Annotated in this window: 21 protein-coding genes and 2 pseudogenes; 14 read left to right on the forward strand and 9 right to left on the reverse strand. The window is 74.3% G+C overall.

What is annotated here, in order from left to right; all coding sequences use genetic code 11:
• Positions 1 to 2: 2 nt before the first annotated feature.
• From J4709_RS12145 to J4709_RS12155, 3 genes are read left to right on the forward strand one after another with little or no spacing between them, the layout of a single operon-like run.
• Entirely contained in the window at positions 3 to 728 is a 726-nt protein-coding gene (locus J4709_RS12145; protein WP_208240264.1) for an LOG family protein, read from the forward strand.
• Positions 725 to 1,654, forward strand: a complete 930-nt coding sequence (locus J4709_RS12150; protein WP_208240266.1) for an ornithine carbamoyltransferase — start codon at positions 725 to 727, stop codon at positions 1,652 to 1,654. Before J4709_RS12145 ends, J4709_RS12150 begins: the two co-directional genes overlap by 4 nt.
• A complete protein-coding gene (locus tag J4709_RS12155) occupies positions 1,651 to 2,985 on the forward strand; it encodes an MFS transporter (RefSeq protein WP_208240269.1) in 1,335 nt (444 codons plus the stop codon). The genes J4709_RS12150 and J4709_RS12155 overlap by 4 nt, the downstream gene beginning before the upstream one ends.
• Positions 2,986 to 2,997: 12 nt before the next feature.
• On the opposite strand, the gene J4709_RS12160 is transcribed toward J4709_RS12155, so the two are convergent.
• Both J4709_RS12160 and J4709_RS12165 read right to left on the reverse strand, forming a co-directional pair.
• The gene (locus tag J4709_RS12160) at positions 2,998 to 3,261 is read right to left on the reverse strand and encodes a hypothetical protein (RefSeq protein ID WP_208240271.1); all 264 of its coding nucleotides are present in this window, start codon (positions 3,259 to 3,261) and stop codon (positions 2,998 to 3,000) included.
• Complete coding sequence (locus J4709_RS12165) at positions 3,258 to 3,587, reverse strand: ArsR/SmtB family transcription factor (protein WP_173094181.1); 330 nt, start codon at positions 3,585 to 3,587, stop codon at positions 3,258 to 3,260. The genes J4709_RS12160 and J4709_RS12165 overlap by 4 nt, the downstream gene beginning before the upstream one ends.
• A gap of 159 nt (positions 3,588 to 3,746) precedes the next feature.
• Between J4709_RS12165 and J4709_RS12170 the strand changes: the two genes are divergently transcribed.
• The 6 genes from J4709_RS12170 to J4709_RS12195 all read left to right on the forward strand — a co-directional run bounded on the left by J4709_RS12170 (position 3,747) and on the right by J4709_RS12195 (position 10,717).
• The gene (locus tag J4709_RS12170) at positions 3,747 to 4,592 is read left to right on the forward strand and encodes a DUF4097 family beta strand repeat-containing protein (protein ID WP_208240273.1); all 846 of its coding nucleotides are present in this window, start codon (positions 3,747 to 3,749) and stop codon (positions 4,590 to 4,592) included.
• Positions 4,593 to 4,677: 85 nt separating this feature from the next.
• On the forward strand, positions 4,678 to 4,965 hold the full coding sequence (locus J4709_RS12175; protein WP_208240275.1) for an acyl carrier protein: 288 nt from the start codon (positions 4,678 to 4,680) through the stop codon (positions 4,963 to 4,965).
• Entirely contained in the window at positions 4,962 to 6,245 is a 1,284-nt protein-coding gene (locus tag J4709_RS55540; RefSeq protein ID WP_208240277.1) for a beta-ketoacyl-[acyl-carrier-protein] synthase family protein, read from the forward strand. The genes J4709_RS12175 and J4709_RS55540 overlap by 4 nt, the downstream gene beginning before the upstream one ends.
• Positions 6,242 to 7,366 carry a beta-ketoacyl synthase N-terminal-like domain-containing protein gene (locus J4709_RS12185; RefSeq protein WP_208240279.1) on the forward strand — a complete coding sequence of 375 codons (1,125 nt, stop codon included), beginning with the start codon at positions 6,242 to 6,244 and terminating at the stop codon, positions 7,364 to 7,366. The genes J4709_RS55540 and J4709_RS12185 overlap by 4 nt, the downstream gene beginning before the upstream one ends.
• A 31-nt stretch (positions 7,367 to 7,397) precedes the next feature.
• Complete coding sequence (locus J4709_RS12190) at positions 7,398 to 8,234, forward strand: ABC transporter ATP-binding protein (protein ID WP_208240282.1); 837 nt, start codon at positions 7,398 to 7,400, stop codon at positions 8,232 to 8,234.
• Positions 8,228 to 10,717 carry an ABC transporter permease gene (locus J4709_RS12195; protein WP_208240283.1) on the forward strand — a complete coding sequence of 830 codons (2,490 nt, stop codon included), beginning with the start codon at positions 8,228 to 8,230 and terminating at the stop codon, positions 10,715 to 10,717. Before J4709_RS12190 ends, J4709_RS12195 begins: the two co-directional genes overlap by 7 nt.
• Positions 10,718 to 10,786: 69 nt before the next feature.
• Here the strand turns inward: J4709_RS12195 and J4709_RS12200 are convergent, their stop codons facing one another.
• Entirely contained in the window at positions 10,787 to 14,041 is a 3,255-nt protein-coding gene (locus J4709_RS12200) for an AfsR/SARP family transcriptional regulator (RefSeq protein ID WP_208240285.1), read from the reverse strand.
• Positions 14,042 to 14,731: 690 nt separating this feature from the next.
• On the opposite strand from J4709_RS12200, the gene J4709_RS12205 reads away from it, so the two are divergent.
• Together J4709_RS12205 and J4709_RS12210 are read left to right on the forward strand one after the other, a co-directional pair.
• Entirely contained in the window at positions 14,732 to 15,901 is a 1,170-nt protein-coding gene (locus J4709_RS12205; RefSeq protein ID WP_208240287.1) for a glycosyltransferase family 87 protein, read from the forward strand.
• Positions 15,902 to 15,994: 93 nt separating this feature from the next.
• Positions 15,995 to 16,876, forward strand: a complete 882-nt coding sequence (locus tag J4709_RS12210; protein ID WP_208240289.1) for an isocitrate lyase/PEP mutase family protein — start codon at positions 15,995 to 15,997, stop codon at positions 16,874 to 16,876.
• Here J4709_RS12210 and J4709_RS12215 read toward each other — a convergent pair.
• A complete protein-coding gene (locus tag J4709_RS12215; protein ID WP_232383407.1) occupies positions 16,845 to 17,447 on the reverse strand; it encodes an FAD-dependent oxidoreductase in 603 nt (200 codons plus the stop codon). The two genes, J4709_RS12210 and J4709_RS12215, sit on opposite strands and share 32 nt — an antisense overlap.
• On the opposite strand from J4709_RS12215, the pseudogene J4709_RS12220 reads away from it, so the two are divergent.
• Positions 17,370 to 17,537 (forward strand): annotated as a pseudogene (locus J4709_RS12220) (MFS transporter); the annotation flags it as partial. The gene J4709_RS12215 and the pseudogene J4709_RS12220 sit on opposite strands and share 78 nt — an antisense overlap.
• On the opposite strand, the gene J4709_RS12225 reads toward J4709_RS12220, so the two are convergent.
• Positions 17,501 to 17,647 carry a hypothetical protein gene (locus J4709_RS12225; protein ID WP_208240666.1) on the reverse strand — a complete coding sequence of 49 codons (147 nt, stop codon included), beginning with the start codon at positions 17,645 to 17,647 and terminating at the stop codon, positions 17,501 to 17,503. The pseudogene J4709_RS12220 and the gene J4709_RS12225 overlap by 37 nt on opposite strands.
• A 233-nt stretch (positions 17,648 to 17,880) precedes the next feature.
• Between J4709_RS12225 and J4709_RS12230 the strand changes: the two genes are divergently transcribed.
• Entirely contained in the window at positions 17,881 to 18,225 is a 345-nt protein-coding gene (locus J4709_RS12230; RefSeq protein ID WP_208240291.1) for an SDR family oxidoreductase, read from the forward strand.
• Between the two features lie 42 nt (positions 18,226 to 18,267).
• On the opposite strand, the gene J4709_RS12235 is transcribed toward J4709_RS12230, so the two are convergent.
• The gene (locus J4709_RS12235; RefSeq protein WP_208240293.1) at positions 18,268 to 18,933 is read right to left on the reverse strand and encodes a TetR/AcrR family transcriptional regulator; all 666 of its coding nucleotides are present in this window, start codon (positions 18,931 to 18,933) and stop codon (positions 18,268 to 18,270) included.
• An 89-nt stretch (positions 18,934 to 19,022) separates the two neighbouring features.
• On the opposite strand from J4709_RS12235, the pseudogene J4709_RS53200 reads away from it, so the two are divergent.
• Positions 19,023 to 20,291, forward strand: a pseudogene (locus tag J4709_RS53200) (DHA2 family efflux MFS transporter permease subunit); the annotation flags it as partial.
• Positions 20,292 to 20,403: 112 nt separating this feature from the next.
• On the opposite strand, the gene J4709_RS12240 reads toward J4709_RS53200, so the two are convergent.
• The 3 genes from J4709_RS12240 to J4709_RS12250 all read right to left on the reverse strand — a co-directional run bounded on the left by J4709_RS12240 (position 20,404) and on the right by J4709_RS12250 (position 23,372).
• The gene (locus J4709_RS12240) at positions 20,404 to 21,615 is read right to left on the reverse strand and encodes a sensor histidine kinase (RefSeq protein ID WP_208240295.1); all 1,212 of its coding nucleotides are present in this window, start codon (positions 21,613 to 21,615) and stop codon (positions 20,404 to 20,406) included.
• A complete protein-coding gene (locus tag J4709_RS12245) occupies positions 21,608 to 22,303 on the reverse strand; it encodes a response regulator transcription factor (RefSeq protein WP_208240297.1) in 696 nt (231 codons plus the stop codon). Before J4709_RS12245 ends, J4709_RS12240 begins: the two co-directional genes overlap by 8 nt.
• 79 nt (positions 22,304 to 22,382) lie before the next feature.
• Entirely contained in the window at positions 22,383 to 23,372 is a 990-nt protein-coding gene (locus J4709_RS12250) for a D-alanine--D-alanine ligase family protein (RefSeq protein ID WP_208240299.1), read from the reverse strand.
• Positions 23,373 to 23,391 lie beyond the last annotated feature (19 nt).

Raw genomic sequence — 23,391 nt, forward strand, 5'->3', positions numbered from 1 at the left:
CGATGAGCGAATCCGCCGCGGTCGCGTCCGTCCCGGACCGGCCCCCGCATCCGGTGCCCGCGCCCGTCCCCCCGGCGCCGGCCGCGTCTCCCGCCGCGCGGCGCGGGACCGTCCAGGTCGCGGTGTTCTGCGGCGCCCGCGCGGGCGCCCGCGGCGACTACGTCGAGTTCGCCGCGGCGCTCGGCGCCGGGCTGGCCGCGCGGGGCGCCGGACTGGTCTACGGCGCCGGCTCGGTCGGCGTCATGGGCTCGGTGGCCGCCGCCGCCCGCGCGGGCGGCGCCCGGGTCGTCGGCGTCATCCCCGCCTCCCTGTTCGAGCGCGAGCGGCCGTCCTCGACGGGGGAGGAGCTGGTGGTCGTGCGGACCATGCACGACCGCAAGGCGCTGATGTACCGGTTGTCGGACGCCTTCATCGGCCTGCCCGGCGGGCTCGGCACGCTCGACGAGCTGATGGAGGTCGCGACGTGGAGCCAGCTCGGGCTGCACGCCAAGCCGGTCGTGCTGCTGGACGTCGCCGGCTACTTCCGGCCCCTGCTCGCCGCCCTCGACCACGCCGTCGCGGAGGGGTTCGTCAGCGCCGCCGACCGGGCCCTGATCACCGTGGCGGAGACCGTCGGGGAGGCCCTCGACCTGATCGCCCCGGCCCGCGGCCACGAGGACGACCGGGCGGTGGAGGCCGGCCGCGGCCTCGCGGCCGCCCCCTTCACCCCCAACGGGAGGACACGATGAGGCACGACGCACGCGACCTGATCTCGCTGACCGACCTGGCGGACGAGGACCTGCAGGCGATCGTCCTGCGCGGCGTGGACCACGCGGCGGGCCGCACGGGCGGCGAACGCCCGCTGACCGGCCGGGTCGTCGGCACCTACTTCAGCAAGACCTCCACCCGCACCCGCACCGCGTTCACCTGCGCCGCGCTGCGCCTCGGCGCGCAGGTGATCGCCTACGGCCCGGGCGACCTGCAGCTCAACACCGGCGAGAGCATCGAGGACACCGGCCGGGTGTTCGCCGCGATGCTGGACGCGGTGGTGGCGCGGACGGCGGGCCCGCCCGCGGAGCTGCGCGCCATGGCGGCCCACCCCCGGATGGCGGTCGTCAACGCGATGACCGCCGACGAGCACCCCACCCAGGCGCTCGCCGACCTCACCACCCTGCAGGAGCGCTTCGGCGGCATCGAGGGGCTGCGGCTGCTCTACGTGGGGGAGGGGAACAACACGGCGGCGGCGCTGGCCCTCGCTCTGACCCGCTTCGCGGGCACGCACCTGGAGCTGCGCACACCGCCCGGCTACGGGGTCGACCCGGCGGTGCTGGAGCGGGCGCGGATCCTGGCGGACGGCCACGGCGCGGTCGTCGCCGAGCGCCACGACATGGCGGACCTGCCCGGCGACCTGGACGTCGTCTACACCACCCGCTGGCAGACCACCGGCACCAGCAAACCGGACCCGGACTGGCGTTCGGTGTTCGCGCCGTTCCGGGTGACGGCCGAGCTGTGGGACGACCATTCCAAGGCGGTGTTCATGCACGACCTGCCCGCCCACCGCGGCGAGGAGGTGGACGCCGACGTCCTGGACGGGCCGGCGAGCATCGCCTTCACCCAGGCGGAGAACAAGCTGCACAGCGCGATGGCCGTCCTCGAGTGGTGCATGCGGGGATGAGCCGGGCCGGGGAGCGCGAACCGGCGGACGGAGTCACTCCGCTGCGCGGCAACACCGACTTCCTGCTGCTGTGGATCGGCGCGGGGCTGTCCCTGCTCGGCGCGCGCGTCGTCTCCCTGGCCTACCCGCTGCTGGTGTACGCGCAGACGCACTCGCCCGGCCGCGCGGGGCTGGTGGGGTTCGCCGCGCTGGCCCCCTACGCGGTCGTGCAGCTGCCCGCCGGGGTGCTGGTGGACCGCTGGGACCGGCGCACCGTGATGATCGCCTGCGACGCGGGCCGGGTGCTCGCGCTCGGCGCGCTGGTGTGCGCGCTGCTGCTGGACCGTCCGGCGTTCGCGCTCCTTATGGCCGTGGCGTTCGCCGAGGGGAGCCTGACCGTCACCTACCGGCTGGCGGAGCGCGCGGCGGTCCGCAACGTGGTCGAGCCCGGGCAGCTGCCGGCGGCGCTGTCGCGCAACGAGGCGCGGGAGCAGGCGGCGGGGCTGCTCGGCCGCCCGTGCGGACCGGCGCTGTTCGGGCTCGCCGTCTGGGCGCCGTTCGTGTTCACCGTCGTGGGGCAGGCGCTCGGGCTGCTGACGCTGCTGCTGATCAGGAAGCCGTTCCAGCGGCCCCGCGCACCGGCGGGGCCGCGGCGGATGCGGGCGGACCTGGCGGCGGGGCTCGCCTGGGTGTGGCGCGAGCCCCTGATGCGCGCGGCGTCCGGCCTGATCGCCGGCAGCAACCTGCTGTTCCAGGCCCTCAACCTGACGCTGGTGATCACGATCGGCAAGGGCGCGGACCTCACCGTGATCGTGGCGGTGTCCGCGGTCGGCGGGATGCTGGGCGCGCTGTCGGCGCCGTGGTTCCGGCGGCGGGCGAGCCTGCGCACCGTCATCATCGTGGCGAACGCGGTGTGGGCGGTGCTGATGCCGCTGGTCGCGCTGACCCGCGACCCGGTCGCGCTCGCGCTGCTGTTCGCCGGGATGGGCTTCGCGGGCGCGGTGTGGAACGTCGCGGTGGTGGTCTACCAGCTGCGGGTCACGCCGGACGAGCTGCAGGGACGCATCAACGGCGTCGTCGGGCTGGTGGCGTTCGGGCCGACCGCGCTCGGCTCCCTGCTCGCCGGCTACCTGCTGGGCGAGTTCGGGCCGGCCGGGACGGTGTACGCGCTGTCGGCCGCGATGGCCGTCCTCGCGCTGGCCGCCGTGGCCAGCCCCGCCGTGCGGGCCGCCGGGCCGGCCGCCGACCGGCCCGGCCGGGAGGAGCGGCCGCCCGAGCCGGCCGGCGCCGCGGCGTCCGGCACGACGCCGGGCGGCGCCGCACCGGGCGGCGCCGCGAGGGACGCGTCGTGACGGGCCGGCCGTTCACTCGACCGTGCGGAGGATGCGCTCCATGTTGGTGACCCGCTCGCGGAGTTCGGTGAGGTCGTCGTGGATCCGGCTCTCCAGCTCCTGCGACCGCAGCACCAGTTCCTTGAGGTCGCTCTCGCGCGCCGCCGAGACCCGGGCCGTCACGATGCGGCTCGCCACCGTCAGGATGGTGACCACGAGGACGGTCATGAGGGCCACGAAGCCGAGCACGAAGGTGATCTGGCCCCAGTCGCTCCAGCTGCCGCTCGCAGCGGTCATTTCTGCTCCTTGGCGTTGTTGCTGAGAGTGGAGGCCGCCGCGGCAATCGAGGCGGCGGTCAAGGCTATCTCGAAGGACGTCACTTCGAGGTATTTCATGGCTTTGCCGTCCTTCGACAGCTCCAGCGTGGCGCGAATCAGGCCGGCCTCTTCCAGGCGCTGCGCGTGAATGTGCAGGAGCGGGCGGCTCATCTGCAGTTCGCGCGCGAGCTGGCTGACGTAGTTCCGCTTACCGGCGAGCGCGGCGATGATGCGCAGCCGGTGCGGGTTGGCCAGCGCAGAAAGGGCGGCCAGCAGTTCGTCCCCCGTCAGTGGGGTGTTGCTCATTTGGGTTCCCTTGACGACAGGTGATCGGGAAACGGCGCTCCGGTCAGGGTAGTGGACGGCTCTTGTATTCCGAAGATGTCATGTGTTAGGAATAGTTTACACGTGATGACCTCGTCATACAACAGGCCGCTCGGGCGAGCGGCCGGGCCAGGGGGACGCATGGGACCGCGGACGACGCTGGCGGCGAGCGCGGCGGTGGCGGCGCTCGCCGCCCTCGCCACCGGCTGCGCGGACGACTTCGGGCCGGCCACCAACCACGCCAAGGACAGCGCCACCGTCACCGGCGCGGCGCCGGTCGTGGACATCCACAACGGCAGCGGCTCGGTGCGGATCGTCGCCGGCGCCGGGCCGGTCAAGGTCCACCGCACCATGGACTACCACCACACCAGGCCGGGGCCGATCCCGCGCACGGCCGGCTCGGACGGCACGCTGCGGCTGGCCGCCGACTGCGACGGCTGCAAGATCGGCTACGAGCTGACCGTGCCGCCCGCGACACAGGTCCGGGTGCACGGCGGCAGCGGCCGGGTGGACGTCAGCGGGGTCGCCCAGGTCCGCTACGACGGCGGGTCCGGCACGGTCGGTGTCACCCGCGTCACCGGCCCGGTGCAGGTGCGCACCGGCTCGGGATCCGTCGACGTCAGCCATGTCGGCGCCGCCGTCACGATCCGGGCGGCCTCGGGTGACATCGGGCTGGCGGACGTGGGCGGCGCCGTGGTGGCCGTCACCAGCCACGGCGACCTGCACGCCAGCGGCCTGCGGGCGCCGTCGGTCGAGGGCCGCATCGGCTCCGGGTCGCTGAAGCTCGACTTCGCGACCGCCCCGCAGCGGGTCACCGCGCAGAGCGGCTCGGGGAACATCGAGATCCGGCTGCCGTCGCAGGGGTACCGGATCGAGGCGGCGGCGGGCAGCGGCTCGGTCCACCGGCGGGTGCCGGACTCGCCGGCGGCGACCGCGCTGATCTCCGCGCACAGCGGATCGGGGGACATCGACATCGACGGGCGCTGAGCCGCCGTCCCGGACAGGGCGATATAGGAAAGATGGAGCGGTGTTGGGGAGCCTGCGGGAAAAGGCGGAAGAAGGAGCCAGAAGCATGCAGCGCTCAGCCGATCCCATCGTCCGCGCTCAGGTCCGTGCCGTCATCGCGGAAATCCTGGAGCTCGAACCGGAAGAAATCACGCCGGACGGTCTCTTCCGGGAGGACCACGGCGCCGACTCCATGACGCTCATCGACATTCTCGGATCGCTCGAGAAGGAATTCGACGTCGCCATCGGCGAAGGGGAGTTGACCCGCATGGTGAATCTGGACGGAGTCCTCGCCGTGCTCACCGACGCGGGACTCGCCGGGGCCGCGGCACCGGACGCGGGGGCGCCGCGGTGAACGCCGTACCGAAGGCCGTACCAAAGGCTGGACCCAAGGCCCCGGTCCGCCGGCGGCGGGTCGTCGTCACCGGGATCGGGCCGGTCACCAGCATCGGCACCGGGGCCGATGCGTTCCGGCGCGCGCTGCGGGCCGGCCGCGACGGCGCGGGCCCGATCACCGGGATCGACGTCGCCGGGTTCGAGCACACCCAGGGCTGCGAGGTGCGCGGCTTCGACCCCGCCGCCCACCTCGACGTCCTGGACCCGGCCGAGTGGGGCCGCGCGGCGCTGTTCACCGCCACGGCGGCCCGGCTGGCGGTCGCCGACGCGGGGCTGGACGCGGAGACGCTGCGCCCGCTGCGGACCGTCGTCGCCGTCGGCACGACCGACGGGGAGTCCCAGGACCTGGACGCGCTGGTCCGGCAGCGGGCCGAGCGCGGCCCGTCCGCCATGGACCCGGCGCTGGCGCGGCGCGTCGCCCCGATCCGGCTGGCGGTCGCCGCCGCCCGGGAGCTGGGGCTGACCGACGTCGAGCCGCTGACCGTGTCCACCGCCTGCGCGGCGGGGAACTACGCGATCGGGCACAGCCTGGACGCCGTCGGTTCCGGCGCCGCCGACATCGCGCTGTGCGGCGGCGCGGACGCCCTGTGCCGCAAGACCTTCGCGGGCTTCTACCGGCTCGGCACCATCGCGCCGGAGCGGTGCCGCCCGTTCGACGCCGACCGCAACGGCATCCTCACCGGCGAGGGCGCCGGGATGCTCGTGCTGGAGCCGCTGGAGGCGGCGCTGCGGCGCGGCGCGCGCGTCTACGCGGAGGTCCTCGGCTACGGCCTGAACTGCGACGCCGACCACCCCGTCGCGCCGAACGAGGAGAGCATCGCGCGCTGCATGCGGCTCGCCCTGGAGGACGCGGGCGTCAAGCCGTCCGACGTCGACCTCGTCTCCGCCCACGGCACCGGCACCCGCGCCAACGACGTCACCGAGACCCGCGCGATCCGCCGGGTGCACGGCGACGACCCGCCCCGCACGGTCTCGGTCAAGTCGATGATCGGCCACACGATGGGGGCGGCCGGCGCGCTGGCGTCCGCCGCCTGCGCCCTGTCGATCCACCACGGGTTCGTCCCGCCGACCATCAACCACCGCCGCACGGACCCCGAGTGCGCGATCGACTGCGTGCCGAACCGGGCGCTGCCGGTCCGGCCGCGCATCGTGCAGAACAACGCGCTGGCGTTCGGCGGCACCAACTGCGTGCTGATCCTCGGGCGCTGCGACGAGGCGGAGCGGGGAGGCGCGCGGTGAACCCGCTGATCACCGGCTGGACGGCCGTGTCCCCCTACGGCGTCGGCCGCGCCGCGTTCGCCGCGGGCGTCCGGGCGGACGGCACCGCCGTCGCGCCGCTGGACCGGGCGGAGTGGGGCGGCCCGCCCGTCCGCGAGGCCGCGCGGGTCCCGATCGGGGCACCGCGCGACGTCCTCGGCCGCAAGGGGACCCGCACCATGGACCGGGCCACCGCGATGGCGGTGCTCGCCGCCCGCGACCTGCTGCGCGACCCATCGCCAGAAGAGGCCGAGGCGGTGCCGGAAGCCGAGGCGGAGCGCACGGCGCTGGTGCTCGGCGTGTCCACCGGCCCGATCGCGAGCCTGATGGACTTCACCGCGGACTCCTTCACCCGGGACCGGCCGTACCTGGTGGACGCGGCCCGCTTCCCCGGCGCGCTGATGAACTTCACCGCCGCCCAGCTGGCGATCTGGCACCGGCTGCGCGGCCCCAACTCGACGATCGCCGCGTCCCGGGTCGCCGGGCTCGCGGCGCTCGGGTACGCGCTGCGGCTGCAGCGCGCGGGCCGCGCCGACACCGTGCTGTGCGGGGCCGTCGAGGAGTTCACCGAGGAACGGGCCTGGCTGGAATGGCATGCCGCGCCGCCCGGCGCACTCCCGCCGGTGCTCGGCGAAGGCTGCGCGATGGTGCGGCTCACCATGCCGGCGGCCGCCGCGGACCAGGGGCCGGCGGCCGAACTCGCCGCGGTGGCCTCCGGGCTCGCCGGGCCGGACAACGCCGCACAGGTGCTGGAACGCTGCGCGCGGCGGGCGCTCGCCGAGGCGGGGGAGCGCCCGGACGACGTGTGGGCCGTCGCGCCCGCCGACCCGCCGGGACCGCCCGGCGACGCCGAGGCCGAGGCGATCGACGCCCTGTTCGGCCGTGCCGACGGCCGCGGCGGGGGACCGGTGCGCGTCCGCACCGCCGGCCGGCTCGGCGACACGCACGCCGCGTCCGCCGCGTTCCAGACGGCGGCCGTGCTCGCCCTGGCCGAGCACGACGAGGCGGCCGCGGGACGGCCCGCACTGATCACCGCTGTGGACCGCGACGGCGCCGTCGCCTGCGCGGTCCTGCGCCCGGCCGCCGGGAGGCGGCCGGGCTGATGAGACCCCGATCCGGATGATGAGGTGACCCATGAAGAAAGCGAAGGCGGCCGGCGTGCCCGGCCCGGCCGGCGCGCCCGCCGCCTCCGGCTCCCGGGACCCGGAGGCCCGCCGCCCCGGCCCGGGCGGCGGGCAGGACGGCCCGGCCGTCGCGCTGACCGGCGTCACGCGCCGCTACGGCGCGGGCGACGCCGCGGTCACCGCGCTGCGCGACGTCACGGTCGCGCTGCCGCGGCGCCGCCTGACCTGCGTCATGGGCCCGTCCGGATCGGGGAAGAGCACCCTGCTGCAGTGCGCCGCCGGGCTGGACCGGCCGACGTCGGGCCGGGTCGCGCTCGGCGACGTCGAGCTGACCTCCCGCTCGGAGGAGCAGCTGACCGAGCTGCGCCGGGAGCGGGTCGGGTTCGTCTTCCAGGCGTTCAACCTGGTGCCGTTCCTCACGGCCGAGCAGAACGTGGGCCTGCCGCTGCGGCTGTCGGGCGCGCGGGTGGACCAGCGGCGGGTGCGCGAGGTGCTCGCCCGCGTCGGGCTGGGCGAGCGCGCGCGGCACCGGCCCGCGCAGCTGTCGGGCGGCCAGCAGCAGCGGGTCGCGATCGCACGCGCCCTGGTCGCCGACCCCGAGGTCGTCTTCGCCGACGAGCCGACGGGCGCGCTCGACACCGCCGCGGCCCGCGAGGTGCTCGGCCTGCTGCGCCGGTCGGTGGACGCGCTCGGCCACACCGTCGTCATGGTCACCCACGACCCGGTCGCCGCCTCCTACGCCGACACCGTGCTGTTCCTGGCGGACGGGCGGGTCGTCGACACGCTGGACGGGCCGTCCGCCGACGCCGTCGCGGCGCGGATGAGCAGGCTGGAGGAGGGATGCTGAGGCTCGCCCTCTGGTCGACGTGGCACCGCAAGGGCGCCCTCGTGGCCGCGTTCGTGGCGCTGTGGGCGGCGGCCGCCCTCATCACCGCCTGCGGCGTCCTGCTGCAGACCGGTGTCGCGGGCGAGCCCCGGCCGCAGCGGTACTCCGGGGCGCCCGTCGTGGTGACCGGTGACCAGAACGTCCACGTCGTGCAGTACCACAAGGGCCACGCCCGGCACCGTTCCCGTGCCATCGACCAGCGGGCATGGCTGCCGGAGAGCGCGCTCGCCCGGGTCGCCGGCGCGCCCGGCGTGCGGCGCGCCGTCCCCGAGCTGAGCTTCCCGGCGAACCTGGTCTCGGCGTCCGGGCACCCGCTGGGCGGGGGGCCGTCCCTCGGGCACGCCTGGCGGTCGGCCTCGCTGACCCCGATGGCGATCGCCGCCGGACGCGCGCCCGCCCGCGCCGACGAGATCGCCGTGGACGCCGGCACCGCCCGCCGGGCCGGCGTCCGGCCGGGCGACCGGGTGCTCGTCCAGTCCACCCGGGCCCCCGCGCGCTACACCGTCAGCGGCGTGACGGACCGCGGCCTGCGCGGCCAGGCCGCCCTCTACTTCGCCGACCCCGAAGCGCGGCGCCTGGCCGGGCACCCCGGCCTGATCACCGCGATCGGCGTCAGCCCGGCCTCGGCGCTGCCCGCCGTGCGCGACGCCCTGCGGGGCGTGCCCTCCACCGTCCGCGCCGGGAACGCGCGCGGCACGCTGGAGTTCCCGGACGCGTCCGGCTACAAGGTCATGCTGATCAGCATGGGCGCCACCGTCGGCGGCATCTCGCTCGGCATCGCCGTCCTCGTGGTGGCGGGCACCTTCACCCTGTCGATCCAGCAGCGGCTGCGCGAGATCGCCCTGCTGCGCGCCGTCGCCGCGACCCCCAAGCAGGTGCGCAGGCTGATCGGGCGGGAGGCGCTCGTCCTCGCCCTGATCGCCGGGACGGCCGGGGCGCTGTGCGGGCTCGGCCTCGTCGCCGCCCTGCGCGGCCTGTTCGTGGCGGCCGGGTCGCTGCCGCCGACGCTGCCGCTGTCGGTCGGCCCGTATCCGGTCGTGGTCGCCGTCGCCACCGTCACCGCGGCGGCCTGGTCCGCCGCGCAGACCTCGGCGTGGCGCGCCAACCGGATCCGGCCGGTGGAGTCGCTCGGCGAGGTCGCCGCGCCGCGCCCCGGGACCGCCCGGTGGGCCCGCGCCGTCGGCGCCGCCTGCCTGGCCGGGTTCGGCGGGGTGCTGGTCGTGCTCAGCCTGCTGCACGACGAGAAGGGGGCGCTGCCGGTCGCGTTCGGCGGCGTGGTGCTGGCGGCGGGGGCGGTCGCGGTGTTCGGCGCGCCGCTCGCGCGCGGCACGGTCGCCCTCACGGCGCTGGCCGCCCGCTGGTCCCCGGTCGGCGGCTACCTGGCCGCCGAGGGCAACCGCGCCGACCACCGGCGCCTCGCCGCGGTGATCGCGCCGCTCAGCCTCGCGGTCAGCATCACCTGCACCGTGGTGTTCGTGTACACGACGCTCGGCGGCGCGGCCTCCGCGCAGGCCCGCGCCGGAACCATCGGAGACCACGTGGTGACCGGCCCCCTCGGGGTGCCCGCCGAGGCCGCCGCGCAACTGCGCCGCGTGCCCGGCGTCCGCACCGTCACCGAGATCGTGCACAGCGACGTCTACCTGGGCCGCGACCGGTACGCCGCGGAAGGCGTCACGCCCGCCGGCGTCGGCGGCACACTCGACGTCGGGGTCCGCGAGGGATCGCTGGCCTCCCTCGCGGACGGCACCGTCGCCGTGAGCCGCAACGCCGCCGGCGGCATGCACGCCGGCCTCGGACACGTCCTGCGGCTCAAGCTCGGCGACGGCACGCCGGTGTCCGCGCGGGTCGTCGCCCTCTATGACCGCGGCCTGGGGTTCGGGGACGTGCTGCTGCCGCATGACCAGGTCGCCGCGCACGTCGACGATCCACGGGCCGCCCAGGTCGTGGTGAACGGCGGGACGCGCGACCAGGTCGCCGCCGCGCTGGGCGCCTTCCCCGGCCTGAAGCAGTCCGGCCCGCACGCCCCGCCCGCCGCGGGCCCGCAGGGCGGCGGCTCGCTCGTCAACATGGTGATCATGGCGCTCGTCGTCGTCTTCACGGCGATCGCGGTGGTCAACACGCTGGCGATGGCGACCGCCGGGCGCCGCCGCGAGCTGGCGCTGCTCCGGCTGATCGGGACGCAGAGCCGGCAGATCCGCGCGATGCTGCGCTGGGAGACGCTCGCCGTCGCCGTCGTCGCCGTCGCCGTGGGCTCGCTGATCGCGCTGGCCACCCTCGCGGCCTTCAGCGCCGGCATCACCGGGACGGTGGTGCCGCACGTGCGGGTCCCCGCCTACGCCGCGGTGGTGCTGGCCGCCGGAGCGCTCGCCTGGGCGGCCACCGCCGTGCCGGCCCGCGCCCTGCTGCGCAGCAGGCCCGAGACGGGCATCGGCATCCGGGAGTGACGCGCGGCGCGGCGCCGTCCGCCGCGGGCGCCCGGCGCCAGCCCGTGCCCCGTGCGGGCCGGCGGGACGTCACCGGGCGCCCTCGGCCGCGTGGTCCCCGTTCATGAGGGCGGCCGTCCCGTTCCACGCCTCCGGCGGGCCGAACTCCTCCAGGGCGTCCAGCCTGGACCGCAGGACCGCTCCTTCCGGATAGCCGAGCCGGACGCAGTGGTCCAGGCCGCGCCGCCACGACGCGGCGGCGTCGTCCGGCGAGCCCGCCGAGAGCTGCGCGTCCCCGAGCGCCAGCAGCGTCCGCGTCTCCCACAGCGGCATCGCCAGCGTCTCCCAGAGCCGCACCGCCTGCTCCAGCAGCCCGATCGCGGCGGACGGCCCGCCCAGGGCATGGGTGACCTCGCCGAGACCGCGCAGCGCGACCGCGTGACCGAACCCGCCGCCGAGACCGAGGTCGGCGAACCGGCCGATGGCCTGCCGGTAGAGGGACCGGGCGCGCTCGGGCTGGTCCCACAGCCGGTACAGGTCGCCCAGGCTGATGAGCACGTAGGCGACCCCTGTCCAGTCCCGCATCGCGGTCAGCCGGGATCGGCACTCCTCCAGATGCGCCGCCGCCTCGGTGAACCGGCCGGTCTCCCGCTCGATGATGCCGATGTTGCGCATCATCAGCGTGGCGTAGCGCGGCCGGTCGAGCGCCGTCCAGATGGCCTGGCTGTTGCGGTACAGCTCCATGGCCGCCTCCGGCTGCGCGAGTTCGAGGCGGATCTCCGCGAGGCCCGCGAAGCACTGCGCCTCGCCGACCCGGTGCCCGGCCTGCCGCGCCATCGTCAGCGCCTCGTTCAGCAGCCCGGCCGCCCGCTCGTGGTCGCCGGCCTGCCGGTAGCTGTCGGCGCAGTGCACCAGCGCGTCCACCTCGCCGCTCCGCTCACCGAGCTCGCGGAACAGCGTCTGCGCGCTCTCGGCGTGGGTGCGGTGGGCGTCGGCGTCCTTGAAGTAGGCGGCGAGCTCCGCCAGCCCGCGGTGCGCCACGGCTTCGCCGAGCCGGTCGCCGGCGCGGTGCGTCGCCGCGAGCACCGCCTGGTGCGTGCCCGTCCACTCGTCGAAGCGGTGCCGCAGGTCGAAGTAGCCGGTCACCGCCTGCATCAGCTCCCACGCCGCGGTCGTGCGCCCCGCCCGGCACGCCTGCTGGACCAGCGCCACCAGCACCGAGAACTCGGCGTCGAACCAGGCGAACGGGTCGGCGACCAGGGACTCCAGCCGCCGGGGGTCGGGCTGCCAGCGCGGCGCGCCGCCGGAGATCACGCCGAAGCACTGGGTGGGCAGGATCCGGTCGGCGGCCGCCGCCACGGTGAGCCAGGCGCCCAGCGCCCGGTCCAGCACGGCGTCCCGCTCGGCCGCGCCGTCCCGCTCCTCGGCCAGCTCCCGGGCGAAAAGCCGGACCAGGTCGTGGAACCGGTAGCGGGTCAGATGCGGCAGGCGGCCGGGCGAGGCGATCTCCAGCAGCCACGCGTCGGCGAGCCGCTCGGCGATCCGCACGCCCTGCGCCTCCGACACCCCGAGCAGCACGCCGACCGACCAGGCCGGGAGGTCGGCGACGTCGAGGGCGCCCAGCGCCCGGAAGGCGCGCTGGTCGATCCTGCGCAGCCCGTCGTAGCTGATCCGCAGGCTCGCGCGCACGTCGAGGTCGTCGAGCTGGAACTCGTCCAGCCGGTCCTGCTCGCCCACCAGCGAGGTGACCAGCCCGGACAGCCGCCGGTGCGGGCGGCTGGCACAGCGCCCGCAGGCGATGCGCAACGCGATCGGCAGCCCGCCGCACAGCTCGACCAGCCGCCGCGCCGCCTCCGGCTCGCTCGCCGCGTGCTCCGGGGCGACCGCCGCCACGAACGCGAGCCCGTCGGCCTCGCTGAGCGGCGCCAGCGGCAGGTGCCGCGAGCCCTCCAGCGAGGCCATCGGCCGGCTGCTCGTGACGACGATGCGGCACATCGTCCCGCCCGGCAGCAGCGGCCGCACCTGCTGCACGTCGGCGGCGTTGTCCAGCACGATCAGCACGCGCCGGTCGATCAGCCTGCTGCGGTAGAGCTGGTGCCGCTCCTCCAGCGTCCCCGGAAGGATCAGCTCCTCGCCGCCGAGCGCGCGCAGGAACCAGGCCAGCACCTCCGCCGGATCGAGCCGCTCGTCCCCGTTGCGGCGCAGGTCCACGTAGAGCTGCCCGTCGGGGAACTCGTCCGCCAGCAGGTGCGCCGCCCGCACCGCCAGCGCCGTCTTCCCCACGCCCGGCATCCCGGAGATGACGGTGACGAGCGCGTACCCGTCCGCCCGGCCGTCGGGCCCGTCGTCCGGCGTCTGGCGGACGGACGACAGCAGCCGGCGGAGTTCCTCTTCCCGGCCGGTGAAGTCGGTGACGTCGCGCGGGAGCATCGCGGGGCGCACACCCAGCCAGCCGCTGACGGGGCGGACGGCGTCCGCGGCCGGGTCCGCGGCTGTGCCCGCAGCTGGGTCCGGGGCGGCGGGCCCGGCCGGCGGACGTACCGTGGCGGAGCCGTCATGCGGCCTGTCCAGGTCCGATCCGTTCCCCCGGCGCTCGTCCCGCAGCGGCTCGAGCGGCCGCTGGTTGAGGATGGCGTGATGAGCCGCCCGTAACTCGTCGCCGGGATCGATGCCGAGGTCGTCGAGCAGGTTGCGCCGCGCGTTGTCGTAGACGCCGAGTGCGTCGGCCTGGCGGCCGCTGCGGTAGAGGGCCGTCATGAGCTGCTCGTGCAGCTTCTCCCGGTACGGGTGTTCGGCCACCAGGCGGGTCAGCTCCGAGATGAGGTCGTGGTGGCGGCCGAGCACGAGGTCGAGCCCGATGCGCTGCTCGACGGCCGTCATGTACTCCTCTTCCAGCCGGGGCTGCTCGGCGATCGCGAGGAAGTCCGCCGCGTCGGCGAGCGGATCCGCGCCCCGCCACAGGGACAGCGCCGCGGCGATCTCGGCCGCGGCATCGGTGTGACGGCCCTGCACCGCCAGCCCCCGCCCCCTGCGCACCAGCTCCCGGAACTCGTCGTAGTCCAGCCATGCCGAGCCGAGCCGAAGGAGATACCCGGGCTGCTGCCGCACGATGCAGATGTCGGGGGCCAGCGCCTTCCGCAGTCGCGAGACATAGGTGTAGATCTGCGCGGTCGAGGTGGACGGGGGCCCGTCGCCCCAGAGCATCTCGCTCAGCGTCTGGTAATGGACCGTCTGGTCGTGGTGCAGGAGCAGCGTCTTGAGCACGGTGCGCGGCTTGCTTCCGTTGACGGCGATGCCGCGGTCGGCGTGCCTGATCTCAAGAGGACCGAGGATGTGGAGTTCCATGAGGAGCCTTCGATGATGGCGGGGCCCGGTGCCGGAAGCGTGATGGAGCGATCCAAATGCCGCTGAACTGGGCGTATCGGGGAATGGAACGACACCTTTGATTACCTGCGGTTGATCTATGGATTCATTCTGTCAATGATTTGTCAATCACGGCTTACTCGCGAATAATTCCTTCGATTCATAGCACGTGCGGGCGCCGTTTCAGGGATTCATGGCCGGAGACGGTCATTCCGTGATGACCTTGAGTGATGGCGGGGACACGCGCCGATGACCTGATGCGTTTCAGGCGAGCGGCCGGTGCGCGGTCATCGGGAACATGGGCGGTCCCGCGCGCGGTGGGCCGCACCCGCCGCCGTCCACTCCGCGACCATCGAGACTTATGGCCATTGTTGTGCTGCGATTGCCATTCCATGGAAATTGCCATTGATTGGTGTGGCGGCGGTCATTCTCGTCCTGCGTTGACCTTCGGGTAATCGTCGGTCGGGGCGCCGCAGGTCTGCGCGACCCCGTCACCGGGCACGACTCGCCGTCCGCCCCGCGAACCACTCGGCCGGTCTCGGTGCGGGTAAGGCGGCCGCTTACCTAGCGTTGTTCCGCGGGCTACTACGTTCGTGTAGAAATTCGGCGGCATCGAGGAGCGGTGCGGACGCATTCCTCGCCCCTGGACTCATGCGATCGGAGGGAGCCCGCGTGGGCAGGACCGAGCAGGCGGACGGCGTCGTCGCCCCGCACGTCCAGGACGGTGTGAAAGCCGGAACGCCGCGCGGGCAGCTCGGCATCTGGGCCGTCCTGTGCGCCTGGCATGTGATGTGGGTGCTGGCGCGATCGCACGGCGCCGGCGGGTCGTGGCACTACTTCGCCACCGGCGCCGCCGTCCTGTTCGGCGATGACCGGGGACAGGGCCTGCACCTGTACGCGACTCACCCCGAGCTGCAGATCGGCCCCCTGTCGTTCGTGGTCGCGCTGCCGTTGGACGCGCTGGGGCCGCCGTGGGGCCGGACGGCGGCGGTCTTCCTGATGTCCTGCACCGGGCCGCTGCTGCTGGCCGCGATCTGGCGGCTCGTTCCGTCCCCGCATCGGCGGCCGGCCCGCCTGCTGGCGGCCGGTCTGGTGTTCCTGCCGATCTGGGCGGAGCTGGCGACCCACGCCGGGCACCTGGACGACGTCCTGGCGCTGTCCCTGGCGATCGGTGCCCTGCATGCCCGCGTCCGCGACCGGCCTCTGCTGGCGGGGCTGCTCGTGGGAGCGGCGACCGACGCCAAACCCTGGGCGCTGGCGTTCGCGGCCATGCTCCTGTTCCGCCCGGCGCGGTCGGCGATCGCCGCGTTCGCGGTCTGCTTCGCGGTCGTCGCCGCCGGATGGCTGCCGTTCCTGGTCTACGACCCGCACACCATGCACGCCGCCCACTTCACCATCGCCAACGCGGCGGGATCGGGCCTGCGGGTCCTCGGCTACCACGGGCCGCGCACCCCGTCCTGGGACCGTCCCGCGCAGCTCGCGCTCGGCGTGCTGATGGGCGCCGCCGCGGTCCTGCGCCGCCGCTGGGAGGCGGTGATCCTGCTGGCCACGGCCGCCCGGATCCTGCTGGACCCCGAGGTCTACGGCTACTACACCGCCGGGGTGCTGCTCGGTACCGTCGTCTTCGACCTGCTCGCGACCCACCGGCGCCTCCCGCTGGTCACGATCGCCGCCGCGCTCACCCTCTATCTCTCCCGGCAGCTGTCCGACGTCCATGCCGTGCCGCTGACGAACTCCCAGCTCGGCCTGTTGCGCGTCGCCTTCGTCGTCATCGCGGTGATCGCCGTCTTCGGTGCCGCCCGGGCCGCATCCCGCCGCCAAGAAAAAACTACAAGCTTGTAGAATCTCACTCTCGGTATCCGTATCCTCACTTACAGCGTCCGCGGGCGGGCGCCGTCATCGATCGCCGCGCCGACATCAACCGGGGGTTCGCGCATGACCATCACAACGGCTCACTCGCTCAGCGCCGGGGACCGGCTCCGGGCGGCCGTCCGGACGGCCGAGACCACGCCGCTCATCGGGGTGTTCGACATGTTCTCCGCGTCGATCGCCGCACGGCACTTCGACGGCATGTTCGTCTCCGGCTTCGGCTTCGCCGCCTCGCACTACGGGCTGCCCGACATCGGCTTCATCGCCTGGCCCGACATGGTCGGCTTCGTGCAGCGGCTCCGCCTGGCCTTCCCGCGGCACCACCTGCTGGTCGACGTCGACGACGGCTACGTCGACCCGGAAGTGGCCTGCCACGTCGTCGCGCACCTGGAGGCCATCGGCGCGTCCGGGGTGATCCTGGAGGACCAGAAGCGCCCGCGCCGCTGCGGTCACGCGGACGGCAAGCTGATCCTGCCGCTGGAGGAGTACCTGGCCAAGCTCGACCTGGTGCTGGCGACCCGCCGCGCCCTGGTCGTCGTCGCCCGGACCGACGCCACCGAGGAGGACGAGATCCTGCGGCGCGCGGCCGCGCTGGCCGCCACCGACGCCGACGTGATCCTCGTCGACGGCGTCCGCAGCACGGCCGCCATCCGGCGGATCCGCGAGGTGATCGGGGACAAGCCGCTGCTGTTCAACCAGATCGCCGGCGGGAAGTCGCCGCGGCTCTCCCTCGCCGACCTGACGGGCCTCGGCGTGGACGTCGCCATCTACAGCACCCCGTGCCTGTTCGCCGCGCAGACCGCGATGGAGCGTTCACTCGAAGACCTGAGGAAGGCCGACGGGCTGCTGCCCGAGACCTCCATCGGCGTCGCCGACTCCACCGCCCTCCTGGAACGCAACATCAGCCGCCACCACCTCACCGGCCAGAGCCGGGACGGACTCTCCTGACCGTCCCGCCCCGCCACCGGGCCGCCCAGAACGCGCCGCGGACCACGGCCTCCTTGACCGCGACGGCGGCCCGTCCGGTCAGGGCGGCGGCGACGGCGGTGTCATCGGAGCGGGTGAACTGGATGACGGCGTCGCGGCGGCCGAGGCTGATGTTCTGCCCGACGTAGCGGAACCTCACCGGACGCGGCGCGCGTCCGGCGGCCCGCGCCGCCACGGCCCCGGCGACCGCCGCGCCCATCGGCACGCCGGTCTGGCAGGACATGCGGGTCTCGCCTCCGACGGCCGGGGCGGCCACGGCGTCGCTGGCGCCGAACACGTCCGGGTGCGACGCCGAGCGCGGCGCCCCGTCCACGACCATGCGGCCGCGCGCGTCGGTGGCCAGGCCCGCCGCGCCGGCCAGCGGCGGTACGGCGAACCCGGCCGCCCACACCACGGCGTCGGCAGCGATCTCGCGGCCTCGGTGCGGAGCTACCGCCGCTTCTTCGTGATCGGCATGGGCGTCTTTGCGGCGTCCGCCCTGTGCGCCCTGGCCCCGGACGCGCGGGTGCTGATCGCGGCGCGCATCGTCCAGGGCTTCGGCGGGGCGCTGGCCAACCCGCAGGTCCTGTCGATCGTCCAGACCACCTACGCGGGAGCGCGGCTGCGGCGCTTCTTCGGGCTGTACGGCGCGACGATGGGGATCGCCTCGATCGCGGTCCCGCTGCTCGCCGGGGGCTTCGCGTTCGGCCTGTTCACGGCGGCGGGCTTCTCGATCGTCCTCGGCAACGTCACGCCCGAGGCCGTCGGATCCGCATCGGGTCTGCTGCCGACGGCGCTCAACCTCGGCGGCGCCTTCGGCGTCCCCCCCCCGCCGGGGCCCTGTTCCTCGGCGCCGGCGGCTTCGCCTCCGCCCTCCTCCTCGACACCGCCGCGTTCGCACTCACCGCCCTCGCGTCCGGGAACCTGCCCCGCGCCGCGTCCTCTGCCCGCCCCGGCCTGGTGGCGACCACGAAGGGATCTGGCTCATGACCTCGTGCTTCCACGGCAAGACCGTCCTGGTCACCGGCGGCGGCTCGGGCATCGGCCGGGACGTCGCGCGATCCTTCGCCCGTCCCGAGCAGGTCGCGGCGCTGGTGACGGAGACCGTCCAGCGCCACGGCGGACTCGACATCGCCGCCAACGCGGCCGGTGTCCTCACCGCGACGGGTGAGACCCGGACCGAGCGCGACGACCGCTATGGCCGGCAGGTTCCGGCCGGGCGGGTCGGCGCGCTGCGGGAGATCACCGCGGCCGTCCTCTACCTCGCTTCGCCTGAGGCGGCCTTTCTGATCGGCACCGACCTCGTCATCGATGGCGGCGCCGCCGCCTGAAGCGAGCAACCGGCCGGTCGACGGCGTCCAGGCAGGTGACCATTACGGCCTGGTCGCCGGCCTCGGGCCTGAGCGGCCGGTGTCGGCGGGAGCCGCCGGCGCGTCCGGTCCGGTGCGGCGGACGAGGGGCAGGAAGAGGTCGTCGACGATCGTCTGGATGCGGGCCGGCTTCAGGGGTTCGAGGTCCATGAACAGGTCGTGGCGGACGAGGTCGAAGGGCATGGCGAGGACCGCGGGAGGGATCGTCGCCAGGTCGATCTCGCCGCGGTCGTGCGCGCGCTGGTAGAGGGCCTGGACGCGCGAGAGGCGCTGGTCGCCGATGATCTGGTCGCGTGCCTGCGCGGGAGTGAGCCCGGTGTCGGACAGCAGCCCGGAGAAGGCGGCGGCCGCGGCGACGGCGAAGAAGGCGGCGCGGGCCCGGCCCATGCCGGTCAGCGCGGCGATGAGGTCGCCGCGCAGGGTGCCGGTGTCGGGGAGGTCGACGGGGTGGCTGTTGCGGTGGTGCTCGAGCGCGGCGAGCGCGAGCCGGTCCTTGTTGGCCCAGCGGCGGTAGAGCACGGCGATGCCGGTGCCGGCGCGGGCAGCGACGGACTCCATGGTCAGCTTCGCAAAGCCGGCCTCGACCAGCTCGTCCCAGGCCGCGTTCAGCAGCGCGGCCTGGAGTTCGGGGCCGCGCCGGCGGCGGGCGGGTTCAGAGGCGGTTGCCACCCCTCCAGGTTAAGAGAGGTTTGCATTCCTTAGCAACCGGGACGTACTCTGGCTAAGAGATGAATTCCTCTCTTATTGGAGGCCGGCCGATGACGGAGACCACCGGGGCGAAGCTGTCGCCGCAGGTGAGGAACGTGCTGATCGCGCTGGTCGTGGGCGGGATCGCGGCGATCCTCGACTCGACGATGGTGACGCTGGCGATCCGCACGCTGGCGGTGAAGCTGCACTCGACCGCCGGGACGATCCAGTGGGTCACCACCGGCTTCCTGCTGGCGATGGCCGTCGCGATCCCGGTCACCGGGTGGGCGGAGCGCCGCTGGGGCGGCAAGCGGGTCTGGATGGGGGCGCTGGCGCTGTTCGTGCTCGCCTCGGTGCTGTGCGCGGCGGCGTGGAACGACACCAGCCTGATCGGCTTCCGGGTGCTGCAGGGGTTCGGCGCCGGGCTGATCTTCCCGCTGATGCAGACGCTCGCGGTGAGAGCCGCGGGCGGCCGGGCCGGGAGCCGGCTGATGGCGGCCGTCAGCCTGCCGATCGCGCTCGGCCCGATCCTCGGGCCGGTGATCGGCGGCGTGGTCCTGAACTGGCTGGACTGGCGCTGGCTTTTTCTGATCAACGTGCCCGTGATCGCCGCCGGGCTGCTGCTGGCGTGGCGGTTCCTGCCCGCGGACCGCCCGGCCTCCCCGTCCGGACGCGGACGCCTGGACTGGATCGGCCTGGCGCTCCTCGCGCCGGCGCTGACAGGGATCCTGCTCGGCCTCTCGCAACTGTCCGAGGACGGCGGAATCGGCCACACCGGGGTGCTGCTGCCGCTGTCGGCGGGAGCCGTTCTGCTGGCCGCGTTCATCGCCCGGGCGTCGCGGCCCGGTGAGCGCGAGCCGATCGTCGATGTCCGGTTGCTGCGCGTGCGGTCGCTCGGGAGCGCCTCGGCGGTCCTGTTCGCCGCGGGGGCGGCGATGTACGCCGGAATGTTCCTGCTGCCGCTGTACTACCAGCAGCTGCGCGGCGGCAGCGTGCTGGACGCCGGGCTGCTGATGATCCCGCAGGGCGTGGGGGCGCTCGCCTCGCGCTTCGTGGTCGGCGGGCTGACCGACCGGTTCGGGGCCCGTGCCGTGACGGTCGCCGGGTTCCTGCTCGCCGCCGCCGCCACCGTCCCGTTCGCGCTGGCCGGGCCCCGCACGAGCCTGTGGTGGCTGGGCGCCGTGCTGCTCGTCCGCGGGCTGGGGGTCGGGGCGGTGCTGATCCCGCCGATGTCCGTCGCCTATCAGGACATCCCGGCGACGGGCATCCCGCACGCCACCATGAACACCCGCATCGCCCAGCAGGTGGGAGCGTCGTTCGGCACCGCGATCGTCGCCGTCGCCCTCCAGACGCAGCTCGCCGGCGGCGCCACCGGCGCTTTCGGGGGCGCGTTCTGGTGGGCGATCGCCATCACCGTCGCGGCGGTCGTCCCCGCCATCGCCCTGGGCGGCGTCAGCGGCTTGAGCGCGTCCAAGAGGGCTGCTCCGCCGCCCCTTCGGTCGCCATCGTCGTCCTCATCGCCCGCTGGTCGGCCCCGTCCGGGGACGGAGCCAGCCGTGCGATCGGAAGGCGGATCGTGACGAGGAGACCGCCTGCGGGCCGGGGCGTCAGGTCGAGGACCCCGTCGTGGGCTCGGACGATGCTGTGCACGATGGCCAGCCCGAGTCCGACGCCGGCGTGCTCGTCGGTGCGGACGCGTTGCGTTCCGCGCTGGAAGGGTTCGGTGAGGGTCGGCAGGAGTTCCGGCGGGAGCAGATTGCCGGTGTTCTCGACACGCAGCACGCTCGCGTCGTCCTCCGAGGCGGTGTGGACGGTCACGGTGCCGCCGTCGGGGAGGTTGTGCACGATCGCGTTCTGGACGAGGTTGGACACCATCCGCAGGATGAGCTCCGGGGATCCGACGGCCAGCGTCGTCTCGCCGGTGACCTCGAGCGCGATCCGGCGCTTCTCGGCCAGGGGGAGCAGCGTCTCGGCGGCCTCCTCGGCGATGAGCGACAGGTCCACGGGCTCGCGGGCGAAGCTCCTGCGGTCGCTGCGGCTGAGCAGCAGGAGGGCCTCGGTGAGCTCGATCGCCCGCCCGTTGACGGTGTGCAGCCGTTCGATGAGCTCGCCCTGGTCCCGTCCGGGGTCGTTGCGGGCGACGTCGAGGAGCGTCTGCGAGATCGCCAGCGGGGTGCGCAGTTCGTGGGAGGCGTTCGCGGCGAACCGCTGCTGCTCGTCGAGGTGGGACTCGAGCCGTTCCAGCATGGTGTCGAACACGTCGGCGAGCTCGCGGAACTCGTCCCTGGGGCCCTCCAGGCGGATCCGGTGGGACAGCGACCCGTCCGAGGCCAGCCGCGCCGCGTCCGCGATCCGGGTGAGGGGTGCGAGCATCCGGCCGGCGAGGAGCCAGCCTCCCAGGAGCCCGAACAGCAGGAGGAAGCCCAGTGCCTGCGCCGCGCGGGGGGCGAAGGCGCGCCAGAGGTCGGAGCGGTTGGGGATGAACGGCGGCCCCGGCCCCCTGTGCCGGTAGAACCCCGGCCCGGGCGTGATCACGTTGTCGGGTACGTAGCGCAGCAGGAACACCCACACCACGGCCAGCAGGATGGCGCCGGCGAGGACGATGACCCCGGCGTAGCTGAGGGTGAGCTTCAGCCGGGCGCTGAGCCCCGGGCGCCTACGCATGATCGCCGCCGGGGGACGGGGCGCCGATGCCGGTGTCGATGCGGTAGCCGACGCCGGGCACCGTGGCGATCAGCCAGGGCTCGCCGAGCCGTTTGCGCAGCGCGGACACCGTGATGCGGACGGCGTTGGTGAAGGGGTCGGCGTTGGCGTCCCAGGCCCGCTCCAGCAGCTCCTCGGCGCTGACGACGCCGCCCTCGGCGCCGACGAGGACGTCGAGCACGGCGAACTGCTTGCGGGTGAGCGCGACGTAGCGCCCGTCGCGGAAGACCTCCCGGCGGAACGGGTCCACCCGCAGGCCCGCGATCTCGCTGACCGGCGGCCGCACGTGCCCGCGCCTGCGGTCCAGCGCCCGCAGCCGCATCACCAGCTCCCTGAGCTCGAACGGCTTGGTCAGGTAGTCGTCGGCGCCGAGCTCGAACCCCGACGCCTTGTCGTCGATCCGGTCGGCGGCGGTGAGCATGAGGATCGGCATGCCGCTGCCGGACGCGACGATCCGCCGGGCGATCTCGTCGCCGGACGGGCCGGGGATGTCGCGGTCCAGCACCGCCAGGTCGTAGGAGTTGACGCTGAGCATCTCCAGGGCGGAGTCGCCGTCGCCGGCGATGTCGGCGGCGATCGCCTCCAGCCGGAGGCCGTCGCGGACGGCTTCGGCCAGGTAGGGCTCGTCTTCCACGATGAGGACACGCACAGCTCAAGGCTAAGCGGCCGTGCATATCGTCGGCGTATGGCAAACTGACGCGCCCACGGCGCCGCGAGAGTGATGCGGGTCACTTCGGCGGATCGGCTCCAGGTGTCGTGGTCGCGGGAACGGCGGCGGCATCGACCAGGCGTGCGACGAGTTCCTCGTACGGGATCCCTGCGGCGGCGAACATCCTCGGTACCTGCGATTCCGCCGTCATCCCCGGCATGGTGTTGACCTCGTTCAGGACGGGCCCGTAGCCGGTGAGGAAGAAGTCGATGCGGGCGACACCGGCGCAGCCGAGCGCGTCGAACATGCGCAGCGCCGCCCCGGTCAGCGCCGCCCGGTCCGCCTCGCCGAGGTCGGCGGGCACGCTGAACCGGGCCGAACCGTCGTACTTGGACCGGGTGTCGAACAGGCCGCTGGTGTGGATCTCCAGCGGCGGGGCCGCCCACCGGCGGCCGCCGGCCTCGCGCAGGACGGCCACGTCGATCTCCCGGCCCGCGACCACGTCCTCGATCAGGATCCGGTCGTCGAACCGCGCGGCCTCGCGGAGCGCGTCGCGCAGCCGGGACGCGTCGCACGCCAAGGCGACACCGAAGCTCGACCCGGACGAGACCGGCTTGACGACCACGTCCGTCTTGAACTCGATATCGGCGATCTCCGCCGCCGAGACCAGCCGTCCGGGGGCGGTGTGGATTCCGGCGGCCTCCGCCACGAGCTTCGTCGCCCATTTGTCCATGCCGAGCGCCCCGGCGCGCAGGCCCGAGCCGACCATCGGCGTGTGCGCGAGGGCGCACAGCGCGGCGAGCGTCCCGTCCTCGCCGGTGGGGCCGTGGACGGCGGGGAAGACCGCATCGGCACGGTCGATCACGCTCAGCGCCGCCGCCAGGGAACCGATGGCCCGCGCCCCGAGCGCATCGGCTCCGCGTCTCCACGTCCCGTCGCGGTCGATGGTCAGCTCGTCGACGTCGAACCCGCCGGAACGCAGCGCCGCCGCGACCGATGAGGCGGTGGCCAGTGAGACGTCGTGCTCGGCATTCTCCCCGCCGCCGATCACCACGATTCGCCGTGCCATGCGATGTGCCTTGCTCATG

This window comes from Actinomadura violacea (genome assembly GCF_017573465.1).
GTDB lineage: Bacteria > Actinomycetota > Actinomycetes > Streptosporangiales > Streptosporangiaceae > Spirillospora > Spirillospora violacea.

What these genes read in the sequence shown, in the direction of transcription:
- J4709_RS12145 (WP_208240264.1), top strand. Translation starts at nt 3, where the DNA reads ATGAGCGAATCCGCCGCGGTCGCGTCCGTCCCGGACCGGCCCCCGCAT.
- J4709_RS12150 (WP_208240266.1), top strand. Translation starts at nt 725, where the DNA reads ATGAGGCACGACGCACGCGACCTGATCTCGCTGACCGACCTGGCGGAC.
- J4709_RS12155 (WP_208240269.1), top strand. Translation starts at nt 1,651, where the DNA reads ATGAGCCGGGCCGGGGAGCGCGAACCGGCGGACGGAGTCACTCCGCTG.
- J4709_RS12160 (WP_208240271.1), bottom strand. Translation starts at nt 3,261, where the DNA reads ATGACCGCTGCGAGCGGCAGCTGGAGCGACTGGGGCCAGATCACCTTC.
- J4709_RS12165 (WP_173094181.1), bottom strand. Translation starts at nt 3,587, where the DNA reads ATGAGCAACACCCCACTGACGGGGGACGAACTGCTGGCCGCCCTTTCT.
- J4709_RS12170 (WP_208240273.1), top strand. Translation starts at nt 3,747, where the DNA reads ATGGGACCGCGGACGACGCTGGCGGCGAGCGCGGCGGTGGCGGCGCTC.
- J4709_RS12175 (WP_208240275.1), top strand. Translation starts at nt 4,678, where the DNA reads ATGCAGCGCTCAGCCGATCCCATCGTCCGCGCTCAGGTCCGTGCCGTC.
- J4709_RS12190 (WP_208240282.1), top strand. Translation starts at nt 7,398, where the DNA reads ATGAAGAAAGCGAAGGCGGCCGGCGTGCCCGGCCCGGCCGGCGCGCCC.
- J4709_RS12195 (WP_208240283.1), top strand. Translation starts at nt 8,228, where the DNA reads ATGCTGAGGCTCGCCCTCTGGTCGACGTGGCACCGCAAGGGCGCCCTC.
- J4709_RS12200 (WP_208240285.1), bottom strand. Translation starts at nt 14,041, where the DNA reads ATGGAACTCCACATCCTCGGTCCTCTTGAGATCAGGCACGCCGACCGC.
- J4709_RS12210 (WP_208240289.1), top strand. Translation starts at nt 15,995, where the DNA reads ATGACCATCACAACGGCTCACTCGCTCAGCGCCGGGGACCGGCTCCGG.
- J4709_RS12230 (WP_208240291.1), top strand. Translation starts at nt 17,881, where the DNA reads ATGACCTCGTGCTTCCACGGCAAGACCGTCCTGGTCACCGGCGGCGGC.
- J4709_RS12240 (WP_208240295.1), bottom strand. Translation starts at nt 21,615, where the DNA reads ATGCGTAGGCGCCCGGGGCTCAGCGCCCGGCTGAAGCTCACCCTCAGC.
- J4709_RS12250 (WP_208240299.1), bottom strand. Translation starts at nt 23,372, where the DNA reads ATGGCACGGCGAATCGTGGTGATCGGCGGCGGGGAGAATGCCGAGCAC.